The organism is Flavobacteriales bacterium (assembly GCA_013214975.1).
Lineage (GTDB): Bacteria > Bacteroidota > Bacteroidia > DT-38 > DT-38 > DT-38.
Genome location: JABSPR010000004.1, coordinates 34,176 through 48,722, shown reverse-complemented (window position 1 = coordinate 48,722; position 14,547 = coordinate 34,176). Strand labels below are relative to the sequence as shown.

Annotated in this window: 10 protein-coding genes; 2 read left to right on the top strand and 8 right to left on the bottom strand. The window is 35.8% G+C overall.

Going from position 1 to position 14,547, the window contains the following annotated elements; translation table 11 throughout:
- Positions 1–18: 18 nt before the first annotated feature.
- Positions 19–396, top strand: a complete 378-nt coding sequence (locus HRT72_00365) for a hypothetical protein (protein ID NQY66168.1) — start codon at positions 19–21, stop codon at positions 394–396.
- A 242-nt stretch (positions 397–638) separates the two neighbouring features.
- On the opposite strand, the gene HRT72_00360 is transcribed toward HRT72_00365, so the two are convergent.
- Both HRT72_00360 and HRT72_00355 read right to left on the bottom strand, forming a co-directional pair.
- Positions 639–1,925 (bottom strand): aspartate aminotransferase family protein, encoded by a 1,287-nt coding sequence (locus HRT72_00360; GenBank protein NQY66167.1) that lies wholly within the window; start codon positions 1,923–1,925, stop codon positions 639–641.
- Between the two features lie 107 nt (positions 1,926–2,032).
- Positions 2,033–3,610 carry a CoA-acylating methylmalonate-semialdehyde dehydrogenase gene (locus HRT72_00355; protein NQY66166.1) on the bottom strand — a complete coding sequence of 526 codons (1,578 nt, stop codon included), beginning with the start codon at positions 3,608–3,610 and terminating at the stop codon, positions 2,033–2,035.
- A gap of 399 nt (positions 3,611–4,009) precedes the next feature.
- Here HRT72_00355 and HRT72_00350 point away from each other — a divergent pair, with 399 nt between their 5' ends.
- Positions 4,010–5,434, top strand: coding sequence for a DUF5106 domain-containing protein (locus HRT72_00350; GenBank protein ID NQY66165.1), 1,425 nt, complete (start codon positions 4,010–4,012; stop codon positions 5,432–5,434).
- Here HRT72_00350 and HRT72_00345 read toward each other — a convergent pair.
- The 6 genes from HRT72_00345 to HRT72_00320 form a co-directional block, all read right to left on the bottom strand.
- Positions 5,423–6,601, bottom strand: a complete 1,179-nt coding sequence (locus HRT72_00345) for a glycosyltransferase (GenBank protein ID NQY66164.1) — start codon at positions 6,599–6,601, stop codon at positions 5,423–5,425. The two genes, HRT72_00350 and HRT72_00345, sit on opposite strands and share 12 nt — an antisense overlap.
- Before the next feature lie 46 nt (positions 6,602–6,647).
- Positions 6,648–6,917, bottom strand: coding sequence for a DUF3817 domain-containing protein (locus tag HRT72_00340; protein ID NQY66163.1), 270 nt, complete (start codon positions 6,915–6,917; stop codon positions 6,648–6,650).
- Between the two features lie 41 nt (positions 6,918–6,958).
- Positions 6,959–7,513, bottom strand: a complete 555-nt coding sequence (locus HRT72_00335) for a glutathione peroxidase (protein ID NQY66162.1) — start codon at positions 7,511–7,513, stop codon at positions 6,959–6,961.
- Positions 7,510–10,584 carry a PAS domain S-box protein gene (locus HRT72_00330; GenBank protein ID NQY66161.1) on the bottom strand — a complete coding sequence of 1,025 codons (3,075 nt, stop codon included), beginning with the start codon at positions 10,582–10,584 and terminating at the stop codon, positions 7,510–7,512. Before HRT72_00330 ends, HRT72_00335 begins: the two co-directional genes overlap by 4 nt.
- A gap of 93 nt (positions 10,585–10,677) precedes the next feature.
- Positions 10,678–11,295, bottom strand: coding sequence for a polysaccharide deacetylase family protein (locus HRT72_00325; GenBank protein ID NQY66160.1), 618 nt, complete (start codon positions 11,293–11,295; stop codon positions 10,678–10,680).
- 35 nt (positions 11,296–11,330) lie between these two features.
- Positions 11,331–14,435, bottom strand: a complete 3,105-nt coding sequence (locus HRT72_00320; GenBank protein NQY66159.1) for a DUF2723 domain-containing protein — start codon at positions 14,433–14,435, stop codon at positions 11,331–11,333.
- Positions 14,436–14,547: the final 112 nt, after the last annotated feature.

Sequence of the window (14,547 nt, the reverse complement as noted above, 5' to 3'; positions counted from 1 at the left end):
ATTAACAAGCCTTACCCAATGGATAAGTTGCTTGAGGCAATGGAGTATCACTTGAATAAAACAAACAGAAAAGTGTTTATTGAATACATCCTGCTCGACGGTAAGAATGATCAAGAAAGCGATGCCGGTGAACTAGGACGAAGACTTCTTAAAATGGGACGGAAGCATCTTTTACATGTGAATCTTATTGTCTACAATAAAACAGACAAAGACTTAGAAGCCACTTCGAGAGAGCAAGCTCAACTCTTTAAAAGAAAGATTGAGGAAACGGGTATTTCAGTTACGATTCGTAAAAACCTTGGTAGAGATATTCATGGTGCCTGTGGACAATTGGCTTTGAAAGAGCCAGATTCGGTGAAAGCTACAAGGACTAGTATTGAGGATATATTAGGGTAGAGAGTCAATTACCCGAACCAAATCATTTTGTTCTCAATACAAATTCCGTTTTACGGAATTCACTCGAACGGACAATGATTTTTGAACCGCATTTAAAACCTGTCAGTTCGAGTGTCAATTCTTCATCGGTGCATCGAGAACAAGTTTTATTGAAGTTTTTCCGAAGATGCAACCACGGAAGTATGAAGCAAAAAAAAGCTCGGATCAATTAAGAACCGAGCTTTTTTAATATTCAATATTGCTTATGCTAACTGAGTATTGATTCCTTGCATAGCTTCTTTAATAGTAGCTAAAACGTGATCAACATTATCAGAAGTAAACGTTAATGGAGGCTGAACTCTAAGAACGTTAGCAGCACCACCAACACCAATTAACACACCTGCCTCACGACAAGCTGCTTTGATTGCAGCGGCTGCTTCAGTATTAGGAGTTTTAGCAGCGTCTTTGATCAAGTCAACACCAATCATTAAACCTCTACCTCTAACATCACCCATAATTGGGAATTCATTTTGCATTTCGATTAATCCAGCTTTTAATTGCTCACCTCTTGCAGCTGAGTTTTCAACTAAACCATCTTGAAGTACTTCGATATTTGCAATCGCAGCAGCACAGCTTACAGCGTTTCCACCGAAAGTAGATAAATGAGATCCAGGAGTAAATGCATTTCCAACTTCTTCTCTAGCAGTAAAAGCACTTAATGGGAAACCATCAGCGATACCTTTAGCCATAGTCATGATATCTGGAGTAACACCATAATGATCGATACCGAACATTTTACCAGTTCTACCAAATCCTGACTGTACTTCATCACAGATAAACAAGATGCCTTCTTTTTCTAACCAGTCCTTAACAAGTGGGAAGAAATTGTCAGGAGGAACGATAAGACCACCTTCACCCATTAAGCCTTCTGCGATAAATGCAGCAACGTTATTTGATGTGTGTAACTTAACAGTTTCGATCAAAGCTTTAGCAGCTTTTTCTCCACATTCTTCTTCTGTTTTAGATCCCCAAGGGCATCTATAAAAGAAAGGTGATTGAGTGAATACTGCACCTGGCATGTAAGGACCACCACTAATTTTTCTTCCGCTGTTACCAGTGATAGAAAGAGTAGCGTAAGTTCTACCGTGGAAACTGTTTGTTAAAGCAACAAATTCATTTCCGCCAGTATAATGCTTAGCTAAACGCATAGCACCTTCAATAGCTTCTGCACCACTACTTCCGAAGAAAGATTTTTGCAAGTTGCCTGGAGTAATTTCTGCTAATTTTTGAGCTAGCTCTCCAGCTCTTGGCTGATAGTACACGTATGTACAAGTATGGATGTATTTATCCATTTGCTCTTTTGCAGCTGCAACAACTTTTGGATGACCATGACCTGCGTTTACAACTGAGATTCCGCTGAAGCAATCTAAAAATTCTTTACCATCTGTTCCGGTAATTTTTGTATCTGTAGCATCAGCGATTTCGATCGGCTCAAACCCAGCAACCATACCTGTAATAAGGTATTTGTCGTATAATTCTTTTGTTTTCATATTCTGTTGTGTTCTTATATTAAATCTTTTAAATAAAATGGGAATCTCCTATCTATAGAAAATTCCCATTCTGTTTTCTTGCTCTTAAATTGAACTTAGATTACTGATTATTTTTCAGCGTCTGGTAACATACCATCCCAAGTATCAACTTTTCCACCGATTTCTTCTGGAACTGTTTCATCGAACCAAGTTGAAGTAACATTCTTTTGCTCTGTAAAGAATCTAACTCCATCATGACCCATTGCATGAAGATCTCCAAAGAATGAATCTTTATGTCCTGTGAATCCAAACATGCCAACTGGCACAGGGATACCAACATTAACACCTACCATACCAGCATCTGTTCTTTTAGCGAACTCTCTAGCATAGTAACCATTTTGCGTGTAGATCGCAGATCCATTTGCAAATCGGCTAGCATTCATAATGTTAATTCCTTCTTCGAAATCTTTAACTCTTTTGATGCAAAGTACTGGTCCAAATATTTCTTCAGAACCTACAGTCATTTCTTCTGTTACGTTATCGAAGATTGTTGGTCCAACCCAGTATCCGCCTTCAAGGCCTCCAACAGTTGCACCTCTACCATCTAATACTAGAGTAGCTCCTTCTTCAACACCTTTATCGATCCAACCTTCAACACTTTTCTTTTGGCTAGCTGTAACAACAGGACCCATATCAGTAGTCATGTCAGTTGAGTGACCCATTTTAACATCTTCAGAATACTTTTTAAGTAAAGCAACTAATTCGTCAGCGATAGAATCTTCAACAACAACAACTGGTAAAGCCATACATCTGTGACCTGCACAACCTGTATAAGCGTTGATGATACCTCTTGCAGTTCTGTCTAATTTACAATCAGCTAATACCAATGCGTGGTTTTTAGCTTCAGTTAAAGCTTGAACTCTTTTACCGTTTGCAGCAGCCGTTTTGTAAATGTGTTTCCCAACACCTGTAGAACCTACGAATGTTACACCAACGATATCTTTATGTCTTAAGAAGATTTCAGCTTCATCTCTACCAGCAGTAACGATGTTTAACACACCTTTAGGTAAACCTGCTTCAACCCATAGCTCAGCAAATCTGAATACTACTTGTGGAACTGGAGTAGCAGCTTTCAATACGAAAGTGTTACCAGTAGCAATACATAATGGAGCAAACCATCCCATTGGGATCATAGCTGGGAAGTTCCAAGGTGCGATACCTGCAAAAACCCCTAATGACTCAACATAAAGAACAGTATCATACCCGTTAGAAACGTTCATGATAGAATCTCCTTTCATCAATTCAGGAACACCACAAGCAAATTCTACAACTTCGATAGCTTTAAGAACATCACCTTTAGCTTCGTCCCATTTTTTACCTTCCGATAAAGCAACAATCTCGGTTAACTCATCTAAATGCTCGTCTAATAAAGTTTTAAGCTTAAATAAAACTTGAACTCTCTTATTAGGAGGAGTGTTAGACCATGCTGGGTAAGCAGCTTTCGCAGATGCGATACATTCTTCAACTTCTGTTGGAGTACATTGAGGAGCCAAGTGTGATACTTCCCCTGTAGAAGGATTGAAACAATCTGTGTATTTGTCAGTTTTTGACTCTACAAACTGATTGTCGCAGAAGTATTTTAATTTAATTGGTGTGCCAGTTGTAGTGGTTTGTCCACTTTCTGTTTTTGTAACTGTTTCAGACATTTTGTTAATCTTTTAGTTGTTAAAAAATCGTTCTTTTTATAATTCGTACTAAATAATCTCTTTGCCTTAGTTTTTAAGGGGATGTAAAGATAATTTATTTTAGAAAAAAGCAAGTTTTTTTCAATCAATTTTGACGAGGGTGTAAATGATTATTTCCAGTGTTGAATAGAGCCTTTCATAATAACATTGATTATCAGAGAAAAGCATGTTTGCTAATTTATAATTAACCAATATAATTGGATAAACTATATCTATGAAATAGTGGCTATTGGAAGAATGATCTGATTGAGAGCCATTCTTTGCTCGTGTGATTCTGTCTTGAATTTTGCATGCTTATTGTAATCTTATTTTTTCTTGTGTAGTGGGGAATTGAATGTTTAATTTTGAAGAATAACAAAAATGATAAAAAGAATGAGAGCCTTTTTCGTAATAATTGTAGTATGTATACTAATGAGTGTTGCCTCTACCAATGAATCTTTCGCTGGTAATTCTGGAAAAGGGCACGAGATTAGTGTGAAGATAAATGGCCTTCGTGATTCGACTATACACTTGGCCAATTATTATGGTAAAAGAATGTATTACGTCGACACTGTTACTATTGATAGTAAGGGGAACTTTAGTTTTAAAGGTGATGATGAACTAGAGGCAGGGGTTTATGGGGTTGTTTATAAACAAGAAAAGTTATTCGAGTTTATTATCAACGAACAATACTTTAGTTTGGAAACAGATACGGCTAATTTTGAAAAAAATTTAAAAATTATTGGTTCGAAAGAAAATGAGTACTTCCAGGAATGGAAAGTAACGAATAAGAGAGATCAGACAGAGGTAACGAGAATAAATAGTAAACTAGATACGCTCCTTCCCGGCGAAGATTCGACCAAATATTTTGAAAAGAGATATGATGAAATATTAAGTAGACAACAGTCTTATTCGAAAACCTTTACTAAGAAGAATCCGGATATGATTTTTACACTTTTACTTAATGCCATGCATAAAATTGAGCCACCCAAAAAGGACTTGCCGAAAGATGAGGAGGAGCGTGATCTATTTGTATACCGGTATATGCAAGAGCATTATTTTGATAAAACGGATCTGTCTGATGTGAGGTTGTTGCGTACTCCTGTATTTAGTAATAAGTTGGAGTATTATATGGATGAGTTAACAATGCAGCAAAAGGACTCCGTTCTTAATAGTTTAGAATATTTATTAAGAGGCACAAAAGGGAATAGGGAACTATTTAAATATATCATTACGATTTTTACAAATAAGTATCAGAAATCGATACAGACCGAAATGGATGCGGTTTTTGTAAATATTGTAGATCGATATTTTGTTACAGGTGTAGTTGATTGGTTTACGGATGAACAAGTAAATCAAATTGTAAATCGCGCAAAAAAACTAGTTCATCTACTAGAAGGAAATAGTGTTCCCAATCTTAAATTGAAGGATATTAATGGCGAAGTAAAAGCCCTTTATGATATACCAGCGAAGTACACGGTAATGTGGTTTTGGGATCCCAATTGCGGTCATTGTAAACTAGCGACACCTATTTTAAAAGAAGTTTACGAAAAATACGACCGGACCCAACTAGAGGTATATTCTGTCGGTCTGATGAAGACTAAGTTAGATTGGCTCGCTTACATTGATAAAACAAAACTGAATTGGATTAACGTGGAGGATGTTGGTTATAAGAGTGAGTTTAGAACTTATTTCGACATTTTTAGCACGCCATTATTAATTCTACTAGATGAGAATAAAAAGATAATTACAAAAAAAATTACTCCAGCCCGCTTAGATTACGTACTACAAGATCTATTTAAGTAATACTTCCTCGTAAACGCGCATAAACTGTTTTCCTACATTTTCCTTGCTGAAGTGTAATTGTGCATAATGGTGAAGAGCCTTTGGGTCGTATTTGCTGTAATTTTCAATCATAAATTTAATTTTATTAAGCAGAGCTTCTTCGTCCAAAGGAGATACTAGTTCTCCAAATTCCGACGAAAGGTGTTCACGTGTTCCACCAACATCCGAAGAGATTACAGGGACGCCACAAGCAATTGATTCTAATACAACACATGGTAAATTTTCATAGTTGCTGAAAAGTATAAATATGTCGTTGTTACGAAGTTCTTCGGAAACCCCTTTAGCATCTTTCTGTCCAAGGAAATTTACACGGCCTGCTATTTTTAAATCTTCACAATAGGTTTTGAGAAGGCTGGAATCTTCATCATGAATAATGTTTAATTCTACATCGAAAGCGTTGGATAGTTTCTGTATTACTCGGAGTATGCCTTTTACGTTTTTATGCTTTTCATCTAAAGTGGAAACATGGATAAATTTAATTTTCTCACCCAATTGAGAGGGCTCATCCTCTTTTGTATGAAATGTAATTGTGTCGACTACATTGGGGACGATTACATACTCGGAATCAAATCCCAATTGCTTCATTGACTTCTCTAGGTCTAAGGAAACAGGACAAATAATAGTTGCATTCCTAGTTATCTTCTTACAAAGGTATTTCATTAGAAGTCCTTTGTATTTGTGTCTTCCAGCGGGTAGAAATCCTGTAAAATTTTCGGAGATTATGTAAGGGGTGTCCTTATGTTCTTTTAAGCGCATCGGGAATATACCTGTTGGGTAGGTGATATTATGATGTACTAAATCAAACGATTCGATATTCAAATTATCCTTTATCCAAAGAAGACCAATTTCGAAAGCATTTATATTTCGTTTGTATTTCTGAAATTGACTTAAGATTGGAAAACTTGAATTAACTTTTTTGTAATAGACTATTATAGTCTCAACATTATTTTTTTCTGTAAATTCTATATCGATATCTTCTTTGAGATCAGGATCTGATGTAACGTACAGCGCAACTACTCTTGTTTGGATTGCAACCGCTTCGGCATGGCGCGATACAAAATTCCCGAGTGTATCGTGAACCCGACTGGGGTACCAGCTACTTGTAAAAAGTATTGTAGGTTTAAACATGCCGTAAATATATCTGCTCTAAAAATTTAATTCTAAAACTAATAATTTATTTAGTCCAAAATTGTTTACGCTCTCCATAGAAAGTACCCAAAGGGAGAATTGAAAGCAGTAATATTAGTGCCGTTGTTTTGGCAGGCCATTCCTGAGAAGGTTGAAGCATTAGCACAAATATAACATAGAGCATAAAAAGAACTCCATGTGCCATTCCAAGAATTGAAACTGGTTCAGGCATTCCCATCATGTGCTTTAAAGGTACAGCCACCCCCAGTAAAAGAATAAAAGAGAGTCCTTCCAAGAAGGCAATTAATCTAAACATTTTATAAAGTGTACTATCTGATGATTCTGAATTCATAGTTTTTAATTTTCAATCCAAGTTGTTATTTCAATATCTAAAGGACTAGTTTTTGGTGGGAGTGTTTTTACGAGAACGCCGTTCTCATCTACTAAGTATTTTTGAAAATTCCATTTCACCTTAGAATTTAATTTTCCATTATTTGATTTCATTGTAAGGAATTGATATACAGAATGCTTATTGCTTCCGGATACCTTGACTTTAGACATGATTGGAAAAGTTATTTCGTATTGATCTCTGCAAAACTGTTCAATAGTTTCATTGTTACCAGGTTCTTGAAACAAGAAATCATTACTAGGAAAAGCGATAATAGTAAAATTTCGATCTTTGTATTTTCTATACAATTCTTGAAGTTCGTTGTATTGAGGTGTGAATCCGCATTTGGAAGCGGTATTTACGATTAACGTTTTTTTTCCTTTGAGCTGTGCAAACTGGAAGTCGCTGCCATGTATATCCTCCGCAGTTAACGAATAAAAATCTGTGTAGGGTGTTTGGGCTTTAGCGCTAGAAAAAAAACTAAATATGCTCATAGATATTAGTGCAATGAAAACATTGTTCATGATGGAGTATCTTCTTCTGCTATGGATATTGGAAGATTTATTTCGAAAGTTGTTCCCCAGCCTTTTTTGCTTTCTACGCTAATTGTTCCGCCTAGTTTTTCAATCGCATTTTTGGAAATGTAAAGACCAAGACCTGTCCCTTTTGACGTTTGATTAGCCCGCACAAACATGTCGAATATAGTATGAATGTGATCGGCATCTATACCAATCCCATTATCCTTGATTATTATTTTAATTCCCGTTGGAGTGTTGCTAAGATTGAAATGGACAAAGGATTCTTTGAAGTTGTATTTCTGATACTTTACAGCATTCTCTATAGTATTTCGTAAGCATAATTCAAGTAAACTTCTATCTGTGAATATTGTATCTCCTATTGAATTGTCAAATTTAAAGTCAATAGATTCAAATTCATTATAAAATTTAAAGGTGGAAATAATGTCCTCAATAGAATTAATAATATTAATCTCGCTTTTCTCAATTACACCTTGTTTAATGATAGCAACTTGCCGAAGGTCATCTAGGATATTTTCTAGTTTCTTTAATGAACCTTCTATATGATCGAAATACTTCGACTCATTTTCTTCCCCCGATTCTAATCGAGCAATATTTACCAAGCCTAAACTAGAGGAAAGGGGACCCTTTAAATCATGAGACGCTTTATAAATAAAAGCTTCTAATTCTTTATGAGCTGATGCTAATTTCTTCTCATTGTTTTTCCTTTCCGTAACATCTCTAATTGCACCATAGTAGGTTTTAACTTTGCCGTCTACAATTTTTACTGGACGGTAGTTTTCTTCCACCCAAATTATTTTTTTTGTTTCGCGATGATAGAATCGATATTCGCTAGTCATTGACTCATGGGTTTTAAGCATGTGCTGAACATCAGCTACTAATTGATCAATATCTTCTGGATGGACATGTTGATCCCAGGCTGCGATGTCACTAAAATTACCTATTTTGAATCCAGCAAATTTTTCAATTTGCTTGCTTTGGTAGAGCAATTTTTCTACTAATGGGTCTTCTGATATTATTTCGACAGCATAAACGGATACATCTAAGTTTTCAACGAGGTGTGATAATTGTTTTTCGGATCTTTCGAGAGCAGATCTTGCATCTTCTTGTTCTTTTACATCACGCCCAACGGCTACTAGATATTCAACAAGGTCTATAGTCACAATACTCATGTTCATTTCTACAGGAGTATCTATACCATCCTTCGATCGGTAAAAGCAGGATTCAATAACTTGATTACCAGATCTAAGTTTCATTAGATAATCGTTCCAGATATAATCCTCCTCTACAATATGGATTTCGGTGTAGAGCATGTTGGTCATTTCTTCTTTTGAATACCCAAGCTTTTGGCAGGTTCGTTCGTTTACGTCAACAATATTTCCATTGTCTATATCAACAACAGAAATAAAATCATTTGACTGGTCAATGATATTTCGGAAGAAAAGAAGATCGGCTTCACGTTGTTGTTGTTCTTCTAGCATCTCTTGTTTATCGATAAACGAGGCAACCTGACCTGAAATAAATTTTAAAAATTCAAAGTCGTTTTCGTCATATTCGTTTTGATTGTAATCCGATTGCAAGGCAAGTACTCCAATCACTTTTCCAAGATGTTTAAGCGGTGTTGCTAAATAGATTGCAGGGACAACCTCTACATGACCTAATTCATTTCTGTCTACAAAATCATTTACTTCTCTCCCTTTTAAATAAACACTTTGTCCGGTTGTAATAATGAATTCCGAAAACCCATTTGAAAATTCTCTTTCCACTGTTCCTGAATAGTCTATACCTTCATGAATCCAAAATGGAAAGTGTACTATATTGGTTTCTTCATTAACCAACGAGATATAAAAATTTGCTTTAGGGATTAACTGAATTATTTCGGAGTAGATCAGTCTTCCTAATGAATTGATGTCTCTAATTCCTCTATTGGCAGATTTGGTGATATTAAACGCTATTTCTCTGGCCAACTGAGCTCGTTTTCTTTTGGTGATATCTGTAACAATTACGAGTGATCCTATATTATGACCATCCGGATTGAAATAAGGAGTTGCACTTATCCAAGTCTGAATCGTTTCATCGTTCTTATTTATTAGTTCCATTTCATACTCCGAACTTTCTCCTTCCCCTCTTTTCGCTCGACCTTCGTTCAGTTTGTCAATTTCTTTAACAGGTACGAAGACGTCTTCGGCCTTTTGATCGATTAGCTCCCCTTGTGAGTATCCAATTATTTTGCAGAATCGTTCATTTACGTATTTAGTAACACCTACATGATCTGTTACTAATATTCCCTCATTCATTGTTCGAATAAGGTTGTCGGATGTAAGTAAAGGGTTATAAGATAAAAGCCGATACTTTGCTAATGCAATAACTACACAAGTTGAGAAAACCACAGTTGTAGTCGTAGTAAGTGGGTTGTCTGATGCATCAAAGAAAAATGGAAGTAAGTACTGTGTTAAAATGCCTTGTGATGCAGGAATTACATAACCAATAAAGATCAATAGAGACTGTTTGTTTCTCACCTCTACATCTTTCATTTTGTATGCATAATTCCCAAGTAAAAGGAGAGTTATTAACCCGCAACTGGCAATCCATGAAGCTTCAAGCGTATTTAGAAATTCGAATGTTGGGGCACTAACCCATCCCCAGAATGAATCAAAAACTATAGCATGACGAAATAAATTTCCTCCCTCGGCAACTTCGAAGAAGAAAGCAGGGAAGTATAAAATGAAAATCAAGAAATAGGAACGTGTAATTTTTTTACGCTCAGTGTAGAGTAGGGTGAAATGAAGACTAAATGGACCTATAAATAATACACCAGCAAACAATAAATCTTGCCATAACTTAGCAACAAAGTATTGTTCGGAAGCTCTAATAAGAGTATCGCTTAATTGCCAAATGAATGTAGAGAATACGAACAAGGCAAAGGTTGCCGTAATTCCAGATTTAGGCAGTCTAATAAGGGCATAGATGAAGATTGATAAGGAAAGAAGACCAGGGATTAGGGATAACAGAATCGGTATCGACCTGTCAAAATTTAATTCCCATAATAATTCGATCATCCTAAGTTGTTCTTGGTCGTGTTTTAATTTTTTTAATACGTATTTCTATGCCTATTTGTTTTTCTAATTTAGGTTAGATTTTCAATAATTATCCTACTTGAAATCAGGTAATTTTGAGAATTTAAAACCATTTATTGTAGCATGTTTTACCAAGATAGGCAAACAGTATCTTAATTTATCAAAAGATTTAATTGTGTCGTGAAAAACTATGATGGATCCATCCCTTAAATTGGTTATTACATTTTTCGCGCATTTTTCTTTAGAGATCGATTTATCAAAATCGCCGGAAAGAATATCCCACATAATTATATTATAATCTTTTCGTAATTCTCTAATCTGACGTTTGGATACCTTGCCATAAGGTGGTCTGAATAGGTTGGAGGGAATAACATTAGCGGCTTGCGCAACGTCTTTTATATAATCTGTATTATTACTTTTCCAGCCATTTGGATGGTTGAAAGTGTGATTTCCTATTCTATGATCATCTTTTATAATTCTGTCGAAAAGATCTTTTTCTTTAACCACAGCTTTACCTGTGCAAAAGAAAGTAGCTTTAATATTCTCGTTAGATAGGAATTCTAATATCCACTCGGTTACTTCTGTTGTTGGTCCGTCATCGAATGTGAGATAGATAGTATTTCCGTTCGGAATTCTCCACGTGCATTCATGATAAACGCGACGTGCTAAAAATGATGGTTGAATGAAATACATGATTTAGCAAATAAATCAAGTAATATCGAGAATACCTAAGAAGGGTATTGTTGATTTAGTGCAGTCATTCGTTGTATATACAACTCCTCTAAAGATTTAAACTTGGCTTCAAGTATTTCATTTAGCTCGGTCTGCTCATATTTCTCAGTTATCATAGATAAACGCTGCATGATAGACATAGCCTGCTGAAGATCCCGTTTAGTTGCATTCAAATAGTTTAATTTCATAGAGAAATAGTAGTCTAATTCTTTCTCATATTTATTTGCCAATATTTGGATAACCTCATTACCTTTTTCAATTTCCCCTACGTTATAATAAACTTCTGCTAACGGCAGAACAAACAGATTATACGGAATACTCTCGTGTGGCATAATATCAAAACAACGATCAGCAACTTTACTTGCTCTTTCTGTATCGCCTTCTGCTATTAGAGCTTCAGCCAATCTTGTAAAGTTGTTTCTGAAGTTCATTGTCATTCGGATATTATTCTCGTTCAAATAAACATTTGGATCAGAAATATTTCCCCACTTGAATTTATTCATGAGGTTTTCGTACATGATATCAGTATCTATTCTTCCAATTTGACCATCGGCATTGTTCGTTTTTAAAGGAACAAGTCGATAAGCTAATCCTTCTAATTGGAAATATTGTTGAAGATCCAAGTAGCTATCGCCACCTACTGTAATGGCAAAATAAATCGGACGTTTCCAATCATTTGTGGCCAGTAGGTCAAGAATCATCATGTTCTTTTTAACAAGATGACTTTTCTTAATATCCCAGTTGATCGCAGGTAATATTTGATCAGCGAGTTCTTGCTTAACCGTACCGTTTTCTAAAATGAATTTTTTGTCGACCGGTATTTTTATCTTTTTGGTCGGCAGGTAATTAATCATTTTACCTCCACGCGTTTGTAATTTGGTTTGGTTTTTATCGCTAGCAATAAATTCCATTACCTTATCTATATCGCTATAGCCTTTTAGTTTTTTGTCATAATACAAAAGGTAATCTCTTGTTCCTTGGATGTATTTGTCTTTAGTAAGAGAGAATGGTGTAGGATCAGAATCATATGCTTTACGCTTCATTTGATCGATATACCAATCTGTATTTAGTAAACTAAGATTAACGACTCGCACATCTGTTCTTATGCCTTCAACATCTTGGAGATACCAAAGTGGGAATGTATCGTTATCACCATTTGTAAATAAAATGGCATTGGGTGCGCAACTATTTAAGTAGTTATAAGCAAAATCTCTAGCAGCGTAAGTGTCAGATCTATCGTGATCGTCCCATCCTTCTTTTGCCATAATTGTTGGTACTAGAAGTAAACATAGTACTGTAGCTGCTACTGAACTGATAACAGGGTTGGTGTATTGTCTGAAAATATCAAATACGCCATAAACTCCTATCCCAATCCAAATGGCAAAGGCATAGAATGATCCAACATAGGCGTAATCTCTCTCTCTGGGTTGAAATGGGTATTGATTAAGGTAGATTACAATGGCCAAACCAGTAAAGAAGAAGAGAAGTAGTACTACGAAACCATCTTTCCAGTTTTTACTGAATTGAACTAATATTCCTAGTATACCGAGTAGAAGTGGTAAGAAGTAGAATTTGTTCTTTGCTTTGTTATTAGCCAATTCAGGTGGGAGTAAATCTTGTGGACCAACTAATGCCTCATCAATAAAGTCAACCCCACTTATCCAGTTTCCTTTACCAAATTCTACATGCCCTTGTAAATCGTTCTGACGACCCACATAATTCCAAGCAAAATACCTTAAGTACATATGACCAATTTGATACTTAAAGAAGAAGGTAAGATTTTCAGCAAATGTGGGCTTTTGAATTATTTCCTGTTCTCCTCTTTCGTTCACATATTTTACAGATTTTCCTTTAATATCTGCAATTCTCTTGTAAGCTCTCACATGACTACCCTGTGAGCTATACATACGAGGGAATGTGGTTTTGAATTTCTTGTCGAAGTTTGGCTTAGTGGCCTTTCGGTCATCAGAGATGAAATATTTATCGCTGTTAGGTGATTTAGAATACACAGGCGATCCATCGTGATAAGGATCCGTTTTGTCTATTGGTGCGTTATAATATTGGCCAGTTAATAATGGTCTGTCACCATATTGTTCCCGTTGTAAATAAGAAAGTAAAGAGAATACATGCTCAGGGTTATTTTCATCCATCGGCGGATTAGCGCTAGATCTAATTACAATAAGTGCATAAGATGAGTAACCAATTAGGATAAATGTAAAACAGATTATAGCTGTGTTAAGTATTTTATACCCGTTTTGTTTGCTCCATTTAAGGCCGTAAAGTATGCCTCCTATTATTAGCGAACCATAAACAATAAGGCCACTGTTAAATGGTAGACCAAAATCGTTTACAAAAAGAAGTTCAAAGCGCGATGCAACCCAGATAAATCCTGGTATAATGCCATACTGCACTATAACGAGTATAGAGAAAGAGACAATAAAAGCAATGATAAGTCCTTTTCTCGTGTACTTAAATTTTTTGAAGTAATACACCATCCCGATGGCAGGAATAGCTAATAAGTTTAGTAAATGAACACCAATGGAAAGCCCAACTAAATAGGAAATTAAAACGATCCATTTATCTGAACGTTCTTCATGTGCGTGATCTTCCCATTTTACTATAAGCCAAAAAACTAATGCAGTAAAGCAAGATGACATTGCGTAAACTTCTCCTTCAACCGCGGAGAACCAGAATGAATCTGAAAATGTATAAGCGAGTCCTCCAACAATTCCACTGCCTAGAATTGCATATATATGACCAGTAGTCATTTCTTCTTTAGCACCAACGAGCTTTTTTCCCATGGCAGTAATTGTCCAGAAAAGAAATAAAATTGTAAACGAGCTACATAATGCAGAAAGGACGTTAATCATTTTTGCTACTTGAGTAACATCACCAAATGCGAAAAGGGTAAAGAACCTGCCTAGTAATTGAAAAAAGGGTCCTCCAGGAGGGTGGCCTACTTGAAGTTTATATGCCGAGGCAATATATTCACCGCAATCCCAGAAACTTGCTGTCGGTTCAATCGTTAAGAAATACACAGTAGTTGCGATTGCGAAAACAATCCAGCCTACGAGTGTATTAAGTTTTTTAAATTGATCCATTGCGTTGTTTGTTTGACTGCCAAATTACAGTTAGCGAAAATATGAAATAATCGTTTTGTTTTTCGTAATCATTTGTCAATTCATCAGTCTGAAGTATATTTGGCTTCGCTTT

Excerpts from the sequence above, each read along its gene's own strand:
- HRT72_00365 (NQY66168.1), top strand. The coding sequence starts at position 19 with ATGGATAAGTTGCTTGAGGCAATGGAGTATCACTTGAATAAAACAAAC.
- HRT72_00360 (NQY66167.1), bottom strand. The coding sequence starts at position 1,925 with ATGAAAACAAAAGAATTATACGACAAATACCTTATTACAGGTATGGTT.
- HRT72_00355 (NQY66166.1), bottom strand. The coding sequence starts at position 3,610 with ATGTCTGAAACAGTTACAAAAACAGAAAGTGGACAAACCACTACAACT.
- HRT72_00350 (NQY66165.1), top strand. The coding sequence starts at position 4,010 with ATGATAAAAAGAATGAGAGCCTTTTTCGTAATAATTGTAGTATGTATA.
- HRT72_00345 (NQY66164.1), bottom strand. The coding sequence starts at position 6,601 with ATGTTTAAACCTACAATACTTTTTACAAGTAGCTGGTACCCCAGTCGG.
- HRT72_00340 (NQY66163.1), bottom strand. The coding sequence starts at position 6,917 with ATGTTTAGATTAATTGCCTTCTTGGAAGGACTCTCTTTTATTCTTTTA.
- HRT72_00335 (NQY66162.1), bottom strand. The coding sequence starts at position 7,513 with ATGAACAATGTTTTCATTGCACTAATATCTATGAGCATATTTAGTTTT.
- HRT72_00330 (NQY66161.1), bottom strand. The coding sequence starts at position 10,584 with ATGATCGAATTATTATGGGAATTAAATTTTGACAGGTCGATACCGATT.
- HRT72_00325 (NQY66160.1), bottom strand. The coding sequence starts at position 11,295 with ATGTATTTCATTCAACCATCATTTTTAGCACGTCGCGTTTATCATGAA.
- HRT72_00320 (NQY66159.1), bottom strand. The coding sequence starts at position 14,435 with ATGGATCAATTTAAAAAACTTAATACACTCGTAGGCTGGATTGTTTTC.